The sequence below is a fragment of the Stutzerimonas sp. Brlt_14 genome (assembly GCF_051948915.1).
Taxonomy (GTDB): Bacteria; Pseudomonadota; Gammaproteobacteria; order Pseudomonadales; family Pseudomonadaceae; genus Stutzerimonas; species Stutzerimonas stutzeri.
Map to the genome: position 1 here is coordinate 486,145 of NZ_JAYJLM010000001.1, position 13,933 is coordinate 500,077.

15 protein-coding genes and 1 tRNA gene are annotated in these 13,933 nt (G+C 61.2%); all 16 read right to left on the reverse strand.

Translation table 11 applies throughout. The features are described from left to right. Positions 1-52: 52 nt before the first annotated feature. On the reverse strand, positions 53-1,549 hold the full coding sequence (locus tag VF716_RS02360; RefSeq protein WP_013983428.1) for an acetyl-CoA hydrolase/transferase family protein: 1,497 nt from the start codon (positions 1,547-1,549) through the stop codon (positions 53-55). Between the two features lie 199 nt (positions 1,550-1,748). After that, a tRNA-Lys gene (locus tag VF716_RS02365) sits at positions 1,749-1,824 on the reverse strand. A 107-nt stretch (positions 1,825-1,931) separates the two neighbouring features. Then, on the reverse strand, positions 1,932-2,606 hold the full coding sequence (gene queC / locus VF716_RS02370) for a 7-cyano-7-deazaguanine synthase QueC (protein ID WP_049324433.1): 675 nt from the start codon (positions 2,604-2,606) through the stop codon (positions 1,932-1,934). A gap of 34 nt (positions 2,607-2,640) precedes the next feature. Beyond that, the gene (gene queE, locus VF716_RS02375; protein WP_011913903.1) at positions 2,641-3,282 is read right to left on the reverse strand and encodes a 7-carboxy-7-deazaguanine synthase QueE; all 642 of its coding nucleotides are present in this window, start codon (positions 3,280-3,282) and stop codon (positions 2,641-2,643) included. A gap of 119 nt (positions 3,283-3,401) precedes the next feature. Beyond that, positions 3,402-4,214 (reverse strand): tol-pal system protein YbgF, encoded by an 813-nt coding sequence (gene ybgF, locus VF716_RS02380; RefSeq protein WP_014597215.1) that lies wholly within the window; start codon positions 4,212-4,214, stop codon positions 3,402-3,404. 6 nt (positions 4,215-4,220) lie between these two features. Continuing rightward, a complete protein-coding gene (gene pal, locus VF716_RS02385) occupies positions 4,221-4,724 on the reverse strand; it encodes a peptidoglycan-associated lipoprotein Pal (protein ID WP_011913905.1) in 504 nt (167 codons plus the stop codon). Positions 4,725-4,772: 48 nt separating this feature from the next. After that, on the reverse strand, positions 4,773-6,074 hold the full coding sequence (gene tolB / locus VF716_RS02390) for a Tol-Pal system beta propeller repeat protein TolB (protein ID WP_079327708.1): 1,302 nt from the start codon (positions 6,072-6,074) through the stop codon (positions 4,773-4,775). Next, positions 6,071-7,069: a cell envelope integrity protein TolA gene (tolA, locus tag VF716_RS02395; RefSeq protein ID WP_236451540.1), complete on the reverse strand. Its 999-nt coding sequence runs from the start codon at positions 7,067-7,069 to the stop codon at positions 6,071-6,073. Before tolA ends, tolB begins: the two co-directional genes overlap by 4 nt. Then, positions 7,069-7,509: a protein TolR gene (gene tolR / locus VF716_RS02400; protein WP_011913908.1), complete on the reverse strand. Its 441-nt coding sequence runs from the start codon at positions 7,507-7,509 to the stop codon at positions 7,069-7,071. Before tolR ends, tolA begins: the two co-directional genes overlap by 1 nt. Before the next feature lie 11 nt (positions 7,510-7,520). Then, on the reverse strand, positions 7,521-8,213 hold the full coding sequence (tolQ, locus tag VF716_RS02405; protein WP_013983435.1) for a protein TolQ: 693 nt from the start codon (positions 8,211-8,213) through the stop codon (positions 7,521-7,523). A gap of 2 nt (positions 8,214-8,215) precedes the next feature. Continuing rightward, entirely contained in the window at positions 8,216-8,659 is a 444-nt protein-coding gene (gene ybgC, locus VF716_RS02410) for a tol-pal system-associated acyl-CoA thioesterase (protein WP_014597218.1), read from the reverse strand. A 51-nt stretch (positions 8,660-8,710) separates the two neighbouring features. After that, entirely contained in the window at positions 8,711-9,763 is a 1,053-nt protein-coding gene (gene ruvB / locus VF716_RS02415; protein WP_011913911.1) for a Holliday junction branch migration DNA helicase RuvB, read from the reverse strand. Between the two features lie 3 nt (positions 9,764-9,766). Continuing rightward, positions 9,767-10,372, reverse strand: a complete 606-nt coding sequence (ruvA, locus tag VF716_RS02420) for a Holliday junction branch migration protein RuvA (protein WP_011913912.1) — start codon at positions 10,370-10,372, stop codon at positions 9,767-9,769. Positions 10,373-10,432: 60 nt separating this feature from the next. Continuing rightward, entirely contained in the window at positions 10,433-10,957 is a 525-nt protein-coding gene (gene ruvC, locus VF716_RS02425; protein WP_011913913.1) for a crossover junction endodeoxyribonuclease RuvC, read from the reverse strand. Between the two features lie 160 nt (positions 10,958-11,117). Continuing rightward, positions 11,118-11,867: a YebC/PmpR family DNA-binding transcriptional regulator gene (locus VF716_RS02430; RefSeq protein ID WP_011913914.1), complete on the reverse strand. Its 750-nt coding sequence runs from the start codon at positions 11,865-11,867 to the stop codon at positions 11,118-11,120. A 150-nt stretch (positions 11,868-12,017) separates the two neighbouring features. Further along, positions 12,018-13,793 (reverse strand): aspartate--tRNA ligase, encoded by a 1,776-nt coding sequence (aspS, locus tag VF716_RS02435; RefSeq protein WP_440551573.1) that lies wholly within the window; start codon positions 13,791-13,793, stop codon positions 12,018-12,020. Positions 13,794-13,933 lie beyond the last annotated feature (140 nt).

A 13,933-nucleotide genomic window follows, 5' to 3' on the forward strand; every position in this document is an offset into this window, starting at 1 on the left:
CCTTCGCAGCCCCAAACGAAAACCGCCGGCGGGCGCCGGCGGTTTCTTTGGATCACTCGCCCTTGAGCATGTGACCGCGTTCTTCCAGGTTGATGTGCCACTGCATGGCCTCACCCAGCAGATGCGGGGTCTGGCCGCCTTTCTTGCAGGCATCCTCGAAGTACTTGTTCAGCGCATCGCGGTAGGACGGATGCACGCAGTTGTCGATGATCACGCGCGCACGTTCGCGCGGAGCCAGGCCACGCAGGTCTGCCAGGCCCTGCTCGGTCACCAGGATCTCCACGTCGTGCTCGGTGTGGTCGACGTGAGCAACCATTGGTACAACGCTGGAAATGTTGCCACCCTTAGCGATCGACTTGGTCACGAAGATGGCCAGGTGGGCGTTACGCGCGAAGTCGCCCGAACCACCGATACCATTCATCATCTTGGTGCCGCCCACGTGGGTGGAGTTGACGTTACCGTAGATGTCGAACTCCAGCGCGGTGTTGATGCCGATGATGCCGAGACGGCGCACCAGCTCCGGATGGTTGGAGATTTCCTGCGGTCGCAGCACCAGCTTGTCCTTGTACTTCTCCAGGTTGCCGAACACGCGATCGTTGCAACGCTCGGAGAGGGTGATGGAGCAACCGGAAGCAAAGGTCATCTTACCGGCGTCGATCAGTTCGAAGGTGCAATCCTGCAGTACTTCGGAATACATCACCAGGTCTTCGAACGGCGAGTCGATCAGACCGCACATTACGGCGTTGGCGATGTTGCCGATACCGACCTGCATCGGGCCAAGGTTCTTGGCCATGCGACCGGCAGCCACTTCGCTCTTGAAGAACTCGACCAGGTGGTTGGCGATGGCCTGGGTTTCTTCGTCCGGCGGCGTGACGGTGGAGTAGGAGTCAGGCTGATTGGTGATCACGATCGCGGCGATCTTGGCCGGATCGACCGGAATAGCTGCGCTGCCGAGACGGTCATCGACCTTGGTCAGCGGGATCGGGCCACGATTCGGACGCTCGCCCGGGAAGTAGATATCGTGCAGGCCTTCAAGGTTCAGGTTGTGCGCCAGGTTCAGCTCGATGATCACCTGGTCGGCAAACATGGCCAGGTTGGCCGAGTTGCCCACGGAGGTGGTCGGCACGATGTGGCCCTGTTCGGTGATGCACAGCGCCTCGACGATGGTGACATCGGGACGCTTGATCTGATGGTTGCGCATCTGCTCCACGGTGTGCGACAGGTGCTGGTCGATGAACATGACCTCACCTGCGTTGATCGCCTTGCGCAGTACCGGGTCGGCCTGGAACGGCATGCGGCGGGCCAGCAGGCCAGCAGAAGCCATCTTGCCGTCGAGATCGTTACCCAGGCTGGCACCGGTCACCAGGCTGATCTGCAGCTTCTCGTCCTTGGCACGGTCGATCAGCGCAAGGGGTACGGCCTTGGCTTCGCCCGCGCGGGTGAAGCCGCTCATGCCAACGGTCATGCCGTCGCGAATAAGGGAAGCAGCCTCTTGGGCGCTCATGACCTTGTTCTGCAGAGAGGACAAGCGGATGCGATCAGAATACATTTGAGCCTCGAACCAACGGACAATCAGGAAGGTCGCAGTCTATTACGTTTAAAAACGCTTGAGCCATCTACTAAGGTCGTAGAGAAAAACGCCGCTTATGGCCGAATGTACGACTCAAGCGAAGCGCCACAAAAACTGCGGATATAAAAAAGCCGGACGACCTAGTGGCCTCCGGCTTTTCCTGCTCCAAGGAGCGATATGGTGGGTCGTGTAGGATTCGAACCTACGACCAATTGGTTAAAAGCCAACTGCTCTACCAACTGAGCTAACGACCCGATGCGGGGCGCATGATACTGATTTGATTGATGAAAACAAACTTTTTTTTGAAAAAATTTAGCCTGAGGCAGTGACGTAGGCAGACGCCCCGCCGAGAATGCCGGCCTCAGCAATAGCGTGTCGGGTCGGCCAAGCCAGCCTCGGCAAAACCAGCCGAACGCAATCTGCAGCTGTCGCACTTGCCACAGGCGCGACCGTCGTCATCCGCCTGATAGCACGAAACCGTCATCGCATAATCGACGCCCAGTCGACTTCCCTCCCGGACGATTTGCGCCTTGCTGAGGTTCTGCAATGGCGCCTGAATGCGGAACCCCTGCCCTTCGACCCCGGCCTTGGTCGCCAGATTGGCCATTCGCTCGAAGGCCGCAACGAATTCCGGGCGGCAATCGGGATAGCCGGAATAGTCCACCGCGTTGACACCAATGAAGATATCGCGGGCACCCAGCACTTCAGCCCAGCCCAGAGCCAACGACAGGAATACGGTATTGCGCGCCGGCACGTACGTTACGGGGATGCCTTCGCTGGGCGCCTCTGGTACATCGATACTCGTATCGGTCAGTGCCGAGCCGCCAATGCCGTTGAGGTTCAGACCGATGACCTTGTGCTCCACGACCGCCAGCTGCTTCGCGACGCGCTCGGCAGCCTGCAGCTCCGCTCGATGGCGCTGACCGTAATCGAAACTCATGGTGTAACAGGCATAGCCCTCGTCACGCGCCATGGCCACGACGGTCGCCGAATCAAGCCCACCGGACAGCAGGATGACTGCTTTCTTCTCGTTCATTTCGCGATACCTCAAAGGATGACGGGCTTCAAGCTCAATGGCCAGGCGCATCGTTCCAGATGATCTTGTGCAGCTGGAGCTGCAACCGTACCGGCAGGTTGTCCGCGACGATCCAGTCCGCCAGCGCGCGGACATCGACCTGACCATGGCTGGGGGAGAACAGGACCTCGCCGGCCCGCCGGGCCAGCCCGTACTCGATCAACTTGGACACGGCCCAGTCGTAGTCCTCCCGGGAGCAGATGACGAACTTCACCTGATCGTTGCGGGTGAGATGGACGATGTTTTCATAGCGGTTGCGTCCGACTTCCGCCGAGCCTGGGGTTTTCAGGTCCACCACCCGACTGACGCGCTCATCCACCGGGGAAATGTCGAGCGCGCCGCTGGTTTCCAGTGAAACCTCGTAACCCGCATCGCAAAGTCGCTGCAGCAGCGGCACGCAATTGGGTTGAGCCAGCGGTTCGCCACCTGTCACGCAGACGTAACGCGGATTGTAGGCAGCGACACGCTCCAGGATGGCATCGAGGGCCATGAGCTCTCCGCCGCTGAACGCATAGGCGGTATCGCAGTACTGACAGCGCAGGGGGCAGCCGGTGAGGCGAACGAACACCGTGGGCAATCCACTGGTGCGCGTCTCCCCCTGCAGCGAGTAGAAGATCTCGGTAATTCGCAGGGTCATATCAGCCACGGGCGTGACGGCTAAACAGGCCATCCGCCTCCGTTGCGGGAAATAGGGGCGGCGATTCTAACGAAAAAACCCGCACTGTGGGCGGGTTTCGTTCGTTAACGCTGGCGAATTCAGCGATTGAGCTGGCGCTGTGCCAACTGCGCCGCGGACGTATTCGGGTACTGCGCGATGACCTGGCGCAAGATCCCCTGGGCCTTGTCGCGATTGCCCATGCGGATCTCTACATCGGCCAGCTTGTATAGCGAGTCCGGCACCTTGCTGTGCTGCGGATAAGCCTGACTGACGCGGGCAAAAGCCTGGCCCGCGCCCTGCAGATCGCCCTTGGCCAGATTGACCTCACCCAGCCAATACTGCGCGTTGCCAGCGTACTGACTCTCCGGATACTTGCGCAGGAATGCAGCGAAAGCCTGGCTGGCCTTGTCGAAGTCCTTTGCCTTGATCAGGTCGAATGCGGCGTCGTAATAGAGCTTCTCTTGCGCCGGATCACCCGAAGCGCTCTGCGACTGTCCGGACGAGGCAGTGGATGCACCGGCACCGCCCGCAGCAGCCGGTTCGCGCGACGGCGCCGACTGATTACTGGACGCCGCGGGCCCGCTGGACAAGCGTCGATCAAGATCCTGATAGCGTTCCAGCCCCTCTTGTTGCAGGCGCTGGATCTGATTCTGTTGTTCCTCGAGCATGCCACGCAATTGCGCGATCTCTTCCTGCATCTGCTGCAGCTGCATGAAGAGCATGCCCTGCGCCGAAGATGGAGCAGCAGCTCCACCTCCGGCATAGGCACCGTCACCACTCGGCGCGGCCGTGGAATAACCGGAGCCGCCACTGGCGGCACCCTGTTCGTAATCCACAACCGGCACTTGAGCCACCGCCATCAGCGGCAGGCCGAGCACTGTAAAAGTCAGAGCGTGGCGGTACTTGCGCATGACGAATTACTTACGCAGTTCGACGCGACGGTTCTGAGCCCAGGACTGCTCGTCGTTGCCCATGGCAACCGGACGCTCTTCGCCGTAGGAAACCAGCTCCAGCTGAGCCGGGGAAACGCCCTGCAGAACCAGGTAGCGCTGAACGGCCTTGGAACGACGCTCGCCCAGAGCCATGTTGTACTCACGGGTACCACGCTCGTCGGTGTGGCCTTCCAGAACGACGCGAGCGCCGTTGCCTTTCAGGTCCTTGGCGTGAACGTCCAGAGCGCGCATGGCTTCCGGCTTCAGGTCGGAGCTGTCGTACTCGAAGTAGAAGGTGGTGATGGCGCGCAGAGCGGCTTCTTCGCTCATGCTGCCGTCGATGGCGCCCGAATCAGCACCGTACCCGGCATTCGGATCGATCGCGCCCGAACCTTCGCCCGAATCGTCGCCGCCTTTGGACGAACAACCGACAGCAACAGCCATGGCCAGAGCCAGAGCGGTGAACTTACCGAATTTCAGCATTTCCATGTGTAACAACCCCAGGTGTGTTTTTGGTTAAAAAGCGTTGATACCGCATCAGTTCAGGTAAGGGGACCAGGACGGCTCTCGGACTTCGCCTTGAGCTGTTGGAAGCGGGAGCCTAACGCGTCCGTTGATGGACACGAGCATCAAGACTCCCCGGCCCTGCTGGCGGGTGGCGTAGATTAGCATGGTGCCATTAGGCGCAACAGTGGGAGACTCATCCAGACTGGTATCCGAAAGTATCCGCAGGTTGCCGCGCTGCAGATCCTGCGCGGCAACCTTGAAGTTGGTGTAGCCATCCTGACGGTGAATCATGACCAGCGTCTTCTCGTCAGCCGAGAGTTTCGGGTTGGCGTTGTAGTTGCCGACGAAGGTTACGCGCTCGGCCGAGTTGCTACCCAGACGCTGCTTGTAGACCTGTGGCTTGCCTGCCCGGTCGGACGTGTAATAAATGGTCTGACCATCAGCGCCCCAGAAGGGTTCGGTATCGATGGCGTAGTGGTTGGTCAGGCGCTGCATTTGACGCGAACCGAGATCCATTACATAGATCTCCGGGTTGCCGTCCTTGGACAGCACGAACGCCAGTCGATTGCCGTCCGGAGAAAATGCCGGGGCACCATTCAGCCCTTCGAAATTGGTGATCTGCTCACGGCGGCCGGTGTCGATGTGCTGCACGAAGATGCGCGGACGCTTCTGCTCGAACGAGACATAGGCGATACGGCGGCCATCGGGCGAGTAACGCGGCGAGAGGATCGGCTCGCGCGATTGCAACAGGGTTACCGCCCGCGCACCGTCATAGTCCGAACGCTGCAGCGTGTAGCGGGTATTGGCGCCCCCCATCCGCTCGGCCGTGACATACAGCAGACGAGTGGAGAACGCGCCCTTGATGCCTGTCAGCTTCTCGAACGACTGATCCGCCGCATGGTGCGCCATATCGCGGAGCTGGTCCGGCGAACCGCCGACAGTGCCGCTCATCACCTGCTGCTCGGTGGTCACGTTGAACACTTCGTAGCGCGCTTGCAGCCGGCCGCCAGCGGGTTCGATGTTACCCACCATCACATACTGCGCACCCAGCGCTTTCCAGTCGCGATAGATGATCTCGCTGCCACGGGTCGGCATGCTGATCATGTTCTGCCGTGGAATCGGCTGGAAGATGCCGGTATTGCGCATGTCATTACCGATGATCTCCGCCATGTCCTCTGGAAGCACGGTACCGCCCTGCCAGCCGAACGGGACGACGGCAATGGGGATGGCGCGATCGGCGCCGCTGGTAACGACGATGTTTTTCTCCTGCGCCACTGCAATGCCTGCCAGGCAGCAGAGCAGGACAAGTAGACCTCGAAGGGAGTTGATCACAACGCAAGATCCTCAGGCGTGAATGTCATTTTGAATGACCGGTAAGGCTGGAATTCCTGCGGGCTCAGACCCTGCATTTCAGTCAGCCGACCGATGTTCTTGACTGCGGCAACCGCAGAGTTGTCGAACGGTACGTCACCGCTCGATCTCGACACACTGACATTGGTGATGGTGCCATCAGGCAGCATGTTTACCTGCAGCTGTACCGTCATGTTGTTCCGTGCAGACGGCGGACGAGTCCAGCCTTCTGCCGCGCGCAACCGAATCAGATCATCGAAGTTGCCGGCAACCTGATCGCCATGGGTATCGGCCATCGCCTGCTGGCGTTCGGTGGTATCGGACAGAAGCTCTGCCAGTGCCTGGGCCTTCTTGTCTTCGGCAGCCTTGCGCGCTGCTTCCGCCGCGGCCTTCTTCTTGGCTTCTTCGGCGGCCTTCGTCTTGGCCGCCTCGGCTGCCGCTTTCTTCTTGGCTTCTTCCGCCGCCTTCTTCTTGGCCTCTTCGGCGGCCTTCTTCTTGGCCTCCTCAGCCGCCTTCTTCTTGGCCAACTCCTCGGCGGCCTTCTTCTTGGCGATCTCGGCCTGCTTCTGCTGCTCTACCTTCTTCGCCTCTTCGGCTTTCTTGGCCGCAGCGGCCTTATCGGCAGCCGCTTTCGCCGCTTCGGCCTTTCGAGCCTCCTCGGCCTTCTTTTGTTCCGCAGCCTTCGCCGCAGCCTGCTTCTGCTGCTCGATCTTGCGCTGCTCCATCTGCTCGGCTTCGTACTGTTTGGCAGCCGTCTTCTTCGCCTCGCCGGCAATCTTCTGGTTGGTCTGCGTGGTCGCCTGGCTCTGGGACTTCAGCTGATAAAGCGTTGCCTGCACGATCGGCTTGGATGGCGGCAGCTCGGGCGTCATGGAAAAGCTGACGAACAGCATGCCGAAGATGATGACGTGCAGGCCGACCGCCAGCACGGTCGGCCAGAAATAGCTCTGCGAAGGTGACGAGTCACGCTGTTGCATCAAGGGGCCTCGGTGATCAGGCCGACATTGCCCACGCCGGCTTCCTGCAGGCCACCCATGGCGGCCATGACCGCCCCGTAGTCAACGGCGCGATCACCGCGGATGAACACCTGGGTGTCCGGACGCTGACGCATGATGGCGACCACGGCGCGGGTCATGTCTTCCAGCGCGACCGCCTCATTACCCTTGCTCTCGGTGTCGACTTCGCTGCCAACGTTCCAGTAATAGGTCTTGTCGGCCTTGATGGAGATGGTCAACACCTGCTTGTCGTTGTCCTGCGGCAAGGCCTCGCTGCTGACCTTGGGCAGATCGACCTTGACGCCCTGGTTAAGCATTGGCGCCGTCACCATGAAGATGACCAGCAGCACCAGCATCACATCGATGTAGGGCACCACGTTCATCTCGGCGACGGGCTTGCGTCTGTTGCGGATTCTGGCCATGGCCGTGGGCCTCAGTCTTCGGTGGTGTGAACTTTGCGGTGCAGGATGGCCTGGAACTCATCGGCGAAGGTGTAGTAACGGCCGATGAGCATCTCGCCACGAGCCGAGAAGCGGTTGTAGGCAATCACCGCCGGAATTGCGGCGAACAGACCGATCGCTGTAGCGATCAGGGCTTCGGCGATGCCGGGCGCTACGGTGGCCAGCGTGGCCTGCTGCACCTGAGCCAAACCACGGAAGGAGTTCATGATCCCCCAGACGGTACCGAACAGACCGATGTAAGGGCTGGTGGAACCGACGGTGGCGAGAAACGGCAGGCTCTGCTCGAGCTTTTCCTCTTCACGGGAAATGGCGACCCGCATAGCGCGGTTGACACCGTCCATCACGGCGTCCGGATCTACGCCCTGCTGCTGGCGCAGCCGGGAAAACTCCTTGAAACCGGCGCGAAAGATCTGCTCGACACCCGAGTCAGGGTCGGGATTGCTGCCTGCCTGGCGATACAGCTTGGACAGATCGATGCCCGACCAGAAGCGCTCTTCGAAGGCATCCAGCGACCGCTTGGCAGCGCGCAGCATGTTGCCGCGCTGGAAAATCAGGATCCATGAGGTCACCGAAGCGCCTACAAGTATCAGCATGACCAGCTGCACCACGAAGCTGGCGTTGCTGATCAGGCTCCACATGGACATATGATCGACGTTGGCTTCCACGCTTACTCTCCTGCAGGGGATAGACCCGAGCCAGCGAAGGCATCACGCAGCGCTTCGGGAATGGCTCGGGGTTTCAAACTTTCGGCACGTACGCAGGCCACGAGGACCTGCCCTTCACACAGCAGAACGTCATCGACCGCACGCCGCACCTGCTGACGGAAACGCAGGCTGGCACGATTGAGCTCGACCACCTCGGCGGTCACCAGCAGCTCGTCATCCAGGCGCGCCGGGGCTCGATAACGCGCCTCGACCGAATGCACGACGAACAGCAAGTCCTCACCGGCTAGCTGCGACTGGGCGAATCCCAGGCTGCGCAACCGCTCGGTACGAGCTCGCTCCATGAATTTGAGGTAGTTGACGTAGTAGACGATGCCACCCGCATCGGTGTCCTCGTAATAGACTCGACAGCGGTGGGTGAAGATTTCAGCTCCGGCTTGCGCGCGCATACTAGTGCTCGGCCCTGCAAATGCCAATCGGGTAACAGAACAATATTTTCTTCAAACTATGTCGCCTTCGAACAGGTCCGGCGTCGGCGGCTCGTTCATGCGCTTGGGCAAGTTGAGGCCGAAGTGCAGATAGGCATGGCGCGTCACCACGCGACCACGCGGCGTACGCATAATGTAGCCCTGCTGGATCAGGTACGGCTCGAGCACGTCCTCGATGGTGTGGCGCTCCTCGCTGATCGCCGCGGCAAGGCTGTCGATGCCCACCGGGCCACCATCGAACTTCTCGATCAGCGTCAGCAGCAGGCGACGATCCTGATGATCGAACCCGCGCTCATCGACATCCAGCATGTTCAGCGCAAGGTCAGCGATCTGCCGGGTGATCTCACCCTTGCCGCGCACCTGGGCGAAGTCACGAACCCGGCGCAGCAGACGATTGGCGATGCGCGGCGTGCCGCGCGCGCGACGGGCAATTTCAAACGCGCCCTCGGGTTCGGTTGGCAGTCCGAGGATTCCGGCCGACCGTCTGACGATCGTGGCCAGATCCTCGGTGGAGTAGAACTCCAGACGCTGGACGATACCGAAGCGGTCGCGTAATGGATTGGTCAACATGCCGGCCCGCGTCGTGGCGCCGACCAGGGTGAACGGCGGCAGATCGAGCTTGATCGAACGCGCCGCCGGCCCTTCGCCGATCATGATATCGAGCTGGAAGTCCTCCATCGCCGGATACAGCACCTCCTCGACGATCGGCGAGAGGCGATGGATCTCGTCGACGAACAGCACGTCGCCGGCTTCCAGGTTGGTCAGCAAAGCGGCCAGGTCGCCCGGCCGCTCGAGGACAGGACCAGAAGTACTCTTGATCGACACGCCCATTTCTTCAGCAATGATGTTCGCCAGGGTGGTCTTGCCCAACCCGGGCGGACCGAAGATCAGAGTATGGTCGAGCGCTTCCTGGCGCCCTTTCGCGGCGCGGATGAATAGATCCATCTGCTCGCGCACGACCGGCTGGCCGATGTACTCCGCGAGCTTCAGGGGGCGAATGGCGCGATCCAACTGCTCGTCGCGATCGCGACTGCTGGCCGTGACGATACGATCCGCTTCGATCATGGTTTACACCATGCCCTTGAGGGCGCGGCGAATCATCTCTTCACTGCTCAAATTCTCTTCCTGTATGGCGGACACTGCCCGGCTGGCCTCCTGTGGCTTGAAGCCCAGGGAAATCAAAGCGCTGACCGCATCATTCTCGGCGCTTGTGACTGCCGTTTTGCTGCCAGGTTCAACTACCAGGGTCGCGATGGCCGGCATGCTTTCCCACGCCTTGAAGCGGTCCTTCAGCTCAACCAGCAGTCGTTCGGCGGTCTTCTTGCCGACACCAGGTATGCGCACCAGCACCGAGGTATCCTGCGCCTGAACGCACCGCACCAGCTCATCGACCTCCAGCCCCGACATGAGCGCCAAAGCCAACTTGGGTCCCACGCCGTTCAGCCGGATCAGCTCGCGAAATAGCTCGCGCTCGCGTTTCTCGGCGAACCCATAAAGCAGCTGCGCGTCTTCACGCACCACCAGATGGGTGTGCAGAGTCACCGGCTCGCCGACCGCTGGCAGGCGATAAAGCGTAGTCATCGGCACCTCGACTTCATAGCCGATGCCGTTGACGTCGAGAATCATGTGAGGCGGTTGCTTTTCCGCCAGCGTGCCGCGCAAACGTCCGATCAAACCTGCTTCCTCCAGTGCCCGACGATGCCGGGTCCTTTCTTTTTGCGACTATTCGCAAGGCTACAGCCGCAGCCGCCCGCCTCTTCGCTTGGCACCGATCAGCCCATGAGGGACCAGGCTCTGCCGGTGATGCGCATGGCACAGGGCGATGGCCAAGGCGTCCGAGGCATCAATCTGCGGCTTCTCCAGCAGCTTGAGCAGATGCATGACCATCATCTGCACCTGCTGCTTGTCCGCGCCGCCAGTGCCGGCGATGGCCTGCTTGACCTGCGTGGCGGTGTACTCGGCGATCTGCAGTCCCGCCTCGGCCCCCGCGACGATGGCAGCACCGCGGGCCTGCCCCAGCTTGAGCGCCGAATCGGCGTTACGGGCCATGAACACCTGCTCGATTCCCATGGTCACCGGACCATAGGTGCGAATGACTTCGCTGACGCCACTGAACACGGCGCGCAAGCGCTCCGACAGCTCGCCGCTGCCGGTGCGAATGCAGCCCGAAGCGACGTACTCGCAACCACGACCGGTATCTCGGACGACGCCGTAGCCGGTGATTCGAGAGCCCGGATCGATACCCAAAATCAGCGTCATGCCTTGGCCGTGCTGTCTATTTATCCAGTGGCGAGTATACGGAGGCGCCTGCCCCGATGCCACTGGCGTCATCACATCCCAACGCTTCTTCGACGCCACACCGAACCATAAAAAAACCGGAAGCGCGACTGCGACCTCCGGTTCCTTCCAGCGACATGGCTCAGCTCAGCTGCTGCATGATCTCATCGGCAATTTCGGCGTTGTGATAGACGTTCTGTACGTCATCCAGATCTTCCAACGCATCGATCAGACGCAGGACTTTCTGTGCGGTCTCGACATCAGTGATGGGCGCCATGATCGACGGGATCATCGCCACTTCCGCCTCGTCACCCTTGAAACCGGCTTCGGTAAGCGCCTCGTTGACCGAGAGAAAATCGGCAAAGCTGGTGTACACCTCGACCGAGCCGTCTTCCTGCGTGACCACGTCGTCGGCGCCGGCTTCCAGCGCAGCCTCCATCAGCGCATCCTCGTCGACGCCTGGTGCATAGCTGATCTGCCCCTTGCGATCGAACATGTAGGCCACCGAACCGTCAGTACCGAGGTTGCCGCCATTCTTGCTGAAGGCATGACGCACCTCCGCGGCGGTGCGGTTGCGGTTGTCCGTCATGGCTTCGATGATGATCGCCACGCCACTCGGCGCATAGCCCTCGTAGCTCAGCTCGGTCATGTTGTCGGCTTCGTTCGAGCCAGCGCCGCGGGCGATGGCACGGTCGATGACCTCGCGCGACATGTTGGCCGTCAGCGCCTTGTCCACCGCCAGGCGCAGGCGCGGGTTGTCCGCCGGGACACCGCCGCCATGCTTGGCCGCCACGGTCAGTTCGCGGATCAGCTTGGTGAAGATCTTGCCCCGCTTGGCGTCCTGGCGCTCTTTGCGGTGCTTGATGTTGGCCCATTTGGAATGACCAGCCATAACTCACTCCATTCTTCGACTGAATCAGAAATCCCGACAACCGTTCGCCAACCGCTGGATCACCAGCCGGCGAACGGCTATCGCCTTGACGCCCGTACGACCGGAGTCGCAAGACGAAGAAGCCTGGCAGAACCAGGCTTCGGGTAGCGCTTATTCCGCCTTTGGCTGCTCGCGCAGACGGATGTGCAGGTCGCGCAATGCCTTGTTGTCCACCGCGCCCGGCGCCTGGGTCATGACGTCCGCAGCACTCTGGGTTTTCGGGAAGGCGATGACTTCGCGAATCGACTGCGCGCCGGTCATCAGCATGACCAGACGATCCAGGCCGAAGGCCAGACCGCCATGCGGCGGCGCACCGAACTTCAGCGCATCGAGCAGGAAGCCGAACTTCTCTTCCTGCTCGGCCTCGTCGATACCGAGAATGCGGAATACCGCCTGCTGCATTTCCTTGCGATGGATGCGGATGGAGCCGCCGCCCAGCTCGGTACCGTTGAGCACCATGTCGTATGCGCGCGACAGCGCAGCGCTGGGGTTGGCTTCCAGCTCCTGCGGTGAGCACTTCGGCGCCGTGAACGGATGATGCAATGCGGACAGCGAGCCGTCGTCGTTCTCCTCGAACATCGGGAAGTCGACCACCCACAGCGGCGCCCAGTCGCAGGTCAGCAGCTTGAGGTCATGGCCGAGCTTGATGCGCAGCGCGCCCAGCGCCTCGGAGACGACCTTGGCCTTGTCGGCACCAAAGAAGACGATATCGCCATCGACCGCACCGACGCGATCGAGGATCACGTTGAGGTTGTCTTCCGGGATGAACTTGACGATCGGCGACTGCAGACCCTCGACGCCCTTGGCGCGCTCATTGACCTTGATGTAGGCCAGGCCCTTGGCACCGTAGATGCCGACGAACTTGGTGTAGTCGTCGATCTGGCTGCGCGGCATGCTTGCGGCACCCGGCACACGAAGGGCGGCCACGCGACCTTTCGGATCGTTGGCCGGGCCGGAGAACACCTTGAACTCGACCGCGTTGAGCTGATCGGCAACGTCCACCAGCTCGAGCGGGATGCGCAGGTCCGGCTTGTCCGAGCCATAGCGACGCATGGCCTCTTCGAACGGCATGTGCGGGAATTCACCAAACTCCAGATCCAGCACTTCCTTGAACAGCTTGCGGATCATCCCTTCGGTGATACCGATGATGTCCGCTTCGTCGAGAAAGCTGGTCTCGATGTCGATCTGGGTGAACTCGGGCTGACGATCGGCACGCAGATCTTCGTCGCGGAAACACTTGGCGATCTGATAGTAGCGATCGAAGCCGGCCACCATGAGTAGCTGCTTGAACAGCTGCGGCGATTGCGGCAGGGCGAAGAAGTTGCCGGCGTGGGTACGGCTCGGCACCAGATAGTCGCGAGCACCCTCGGGCGTCGGGCGGCCGAGGATCGGCGTTTCGACATCGAGGAAGCCGTTCTCGTCCAGGTAGCGACGGATGCTAGCGGTGATGCGCGAGCGCAGCTTCAGCTTCTCGGCCATCTCCGGGCGACGCAGGTCAATGAAGCGGTAGCGCAGGCGAGTTTCTTCACCGACATCGCTGTACTCATTGAGCGGGAACGGCGGAGTCTCCGCATCGTTCAGCACTTCCAGCTCGTAACCCAACACCTCGATGGCGCCGGAAGCGATGTTCGGGTTCACCGCACCGGCCGGACGCAGGCGCACCTTGCCGGTCACTTTGATCACGTACTCGCTGCGTACGCGGTCAGCCGCGGCGAAGGTCTCGGCGCGATCCGGATCGAAGACCACCTGGGCCAGACCCTCACGATCGCGAACGTCGAGGAAGATCACCCCGCCATGGTCACGACGGCGGTGTACCCAGCCGCAAAGAGTGATTTCCTGACCGTCCAGGCTTTCGTTCAACTGGCCGCAATAGTGACTGCGCATCATGGTGGAGTTCGCTTCTCGTATCTTGAATTCGATGGGGCGCCAGAGCCGCGACAGACTGACAAGACCGTGACTGCTCTGCGCAAACGGCATGTACATACCGCATATGACGCCGGGCGCCGCAGCACGCACTGGGACCGCCA